Origin of the sequence: Sporosarcina beigongshangi, from assembly GCF_033485195.1 — a bacterium.
In the GTDB taxonomy this organism is placed as follows: Bacteria; Bacillota; Bacilli; order Bacillales_A; family Planococcaceae; genus Sporosarcina; species Sporosarcina beigongshangi.
Genome location: NZ_JAWLIR010000077.1, coordinates 1 through 2,730 on the forward strand (window position 1 = coordinate 1; position 2,730 = coordinate 2,730).

Sequence of the window (2,730 nt, forward strand, 5' to 3'; positions counted from 1 at the left end):
CGGCGCACGGTGACGTTAGATTTGCCAATTGCCTCCGCCATTGTGTCGTGCTTTAAGTGAGCAGCTCCGTATTTCACGGAATAGCGACGAATCATATCCAGTACAGCACGGTCCGTATCGTTCATGTCGTTCCAGTTTGCGATGACATGACGGCGTGCTGCCTCGTCCATATCCTGAGCGTTTATGAAATGTGCGTAGTCTTTTAAGTAAGTTGTCATAGTGGTCATTCCCCTTTATTCTTTATATAGAGGGAAATGAGGAAATCGGATACACATTTAAAAATATATTTTGAAAAAGAAAAAATCCTCCTGTGGAAGCAAGGATTTCATACTTGACCTGCATTGTATGGTTGGCTAGTGTAGTGAAGGAATGGGGGAAGGGCTATTTGAAAGCTGACTATCAGGTGGGGAAACTAATTCTGAACTAGGTACATTTTGAAAAACCTTCACATTAGCAACCCGAATCCAGACCTTATACAAAGTCCGGATTCGAGGATTTGTGAGCTATCTACTTCTAGGATCCAACACTCACTGCAGCATGATTGAAAAGCCTTCGTTCCCATGGCCATTCATAATGATCAGCAACTCCAGCGCAGTCATGCTCCGCAATCGATTTGCAAATGAAACCGCCGCTTCATGATCAGGGAACGCGAACGCCTCCAATTCATCATGAACCTTAAACTCTCCGTCGACCTTACCCAATAGATACACCCGTACAACATAACCAGTCGCATCCGCTGACAAATCATGAATCATGACCAATATCCCTATATCACCAGCATCAGGTTGGACCAACAATTCATGCAATACCATTTCCTCTTGTAATGCCTTCGGTAGTGCAAGTTTAATATCACTCTTCAACATTTTTATTCACCCCCCTACTTTATTTATCGACAGAAAGGGAGAGGATATTACTTACATCTTTTGAAATGGGAGACATATTTACATTGACTAAACTACTGGCATGTGTAGATGCTTATAAGAGGATTGTGTTACTGATTTAAGGTTAGTGTTAAATAGAAAGCGGATCTAATTGGATACTACCAATAAAAAGCGCTTTTCAAAGCTAGTTCAGTGCATGAAAAGAAAGGACCTGAAAAAGGGTTGTGCAGTGAAAAGTGGTGAAAACCAACATCCCATGACAACCCTACTTTTACATCATCCTATTTGGCATTCTTGTCAGGCTGATGAATGCCAAAAGTATTGCCCTCTGTGTCAATATAATACCCTTGCCACGCCATGCCAGGCAGAGCATATTTAGGCAAAGCCACAGTACCGCCATTCGCCATAATTTTCTCTTCCGTTACATCGTAATCCTCCACACCCATTGTACAAGCAAATCCATTCAAAGCTTGTCCGGCTTCAGGCGGAGCACTTTGCCGCTGCATCAAAGCCCCATCGATCCCAAGCTCATTCTCATCACCCGTCACAGCTCCGAAGTAAGGAATCCCCGCAAAATCACTCCAATCCTGGAATGACCATCCAAATACCTCTCCATAAAATTCCTTTGCCCGTTCCATATCATCGACATGAATTTCGAAATGAACTAATCTTCCCATAGTTCTCCTCCTAGTGATAGATGTAGGTGTTTTCAGTATTCTGACTATTCGAGCCTTAGAAATCTAATATACCATCTTTTTAACGGTTATGTAAACGTTGCCATCACCTATTTTTTCATTGTAGCATTTAAAAAATAGCAACTTCGAAAACGAGAATTCCTGAATGAATGGGAATGTTAAAATTCAATGTGATTTTCATCTATTGCTGATAATGTACTTATAAATTTTAAGGTATCCAGATTGTATTGGAGACTGTGTACAGCATACCAGTAAAACTAAATGATCATTCTGATTTAGTAAAACTATTTACCTATCCAAGCCGTATAATAGTTATCCCATACTGAAAGGAGGAATGAATATGGCTGGAAATGCTGGTGGTCATCGAGATGGCGCTGTAAAAGGTCGTAGCCAATTCGAAGGTCCGAATGGTAACTACACTAAGCGCGACACTTCGACAGGCAGATTTATGGATCAAAAAACGACCGGGGAAAGTTTAAAGGTGTTCGTAAAGAAAAGTAACTAATAGAGTATCCATCTTAACGGGATGGATACTCTATTAGTTTTCATAATTGTATGGGTGACTGTGTACCTTGAAATCAATGCAACCAGTATGTTAACGCGTACTGGTTTGGTGGAGGGAGCCAGTACCCTATCCTTACTAGGTTGTCCCAAACCTTTCGAATTTGCGTGAGGAAGTCGGAAAAGTTAACTGAAATTGGATATGATATCGAAAATGAGGACGTAGTATAAGTTAACGTTATTTTTATATCTAAATATTTGCCCCACCTTGCCGATATAAGTAGGCAAGGAGGGGGTATAATTGCAATATTTAATAAACGCTGGCTTACTTTCATCCAGTGTAGCATTGATTGCAAGCAGTATTATTTATATTATCAATAACATTAACACTAAAGAGATAGAAAGAAAGTTAATGTCTAATTTTCAAAAAGTAAGATATAGTTTGTCTTTAGCTTTTATAAGTTCATTTGTGTTTTCGGTCCTCATTACGATGTGGACTTTGTTTGAAAGCAATAAACTAGAATACAACTTATTTATTGGTTCGTTTATTGTGTCGCTTCTCATCTTAATGGTAGTGTTATTAATTTTAGAAATATTTTATATTTTTATACTTAGGAAGCGCAAGTATAATGGAGCTAGTATAGATGTATGGA

4 protein-coding genes and 1 pseudogene are annotated in these 2,730 nt (G+C 39.3%); 2 read left to right on the plus strand and 3 right to left on the minus strand.

Translation table 11 applies throughout. The annotated features are described in order from the left end of the window. The 3 genes and pseudogenes from R2B77_RS17770 to R2B77_RS17780 form a co-directional block, all read right to left on the minus strand. Positions 1 to 227 (minus strand): annotated as a pseudogene (locus R2B77_RS17770) (hypothetical protein); the annotation flags it as partial. Positions 228 to 527: 300 nt separating this feature from the next. After that, complete coding sequence (locus R2B77_RS17775; RefSeq protein ID WP_203248508.1) at positions 528 to 863, minus strand: hypothetical protein; 336 nt, start codon at positions 861 to 863, stop codon at positions 528 to 530. 299 nt (positions 864 to 1,162) lie between these two features. Continuing rightward, a complete protein-coding gene (locus R2B77_RS17780) occupies positions 1,163 to 1,558 on the minus strand; it encodes a VOC family protein (RefSeq protein WP_203248509.1) in 396 nt (131 codons plus the stop codon). A gap of 358 nt (positions 1,559 to 1,916) precedes the next feature. Between R2B77_RS17780 and R2B77_RS17785 the strand changes: the two genes are divergently transcribed. Continuing rightward, positions 1,917 to 2,081, plus strand: a complete 165-nt coding sequence (locus R2B77_RS17785; RefSeq protein WP_203248513.1) for a hypothetical protein — start codon at positions 1,917 to 1,919, stop codon at positions 2,079 to 2,081. A gap of 297 nt (positions 2,082 to 2,378) precedes the next feature. Next, a partial coding sequence (locus R2B77_RS17790) for a hypothetical protein (RefSeq protein WP_322555776.1) occupies positions 2,379 to 2,730 on the plus strand: 352 nt, incomplete at its 3' end.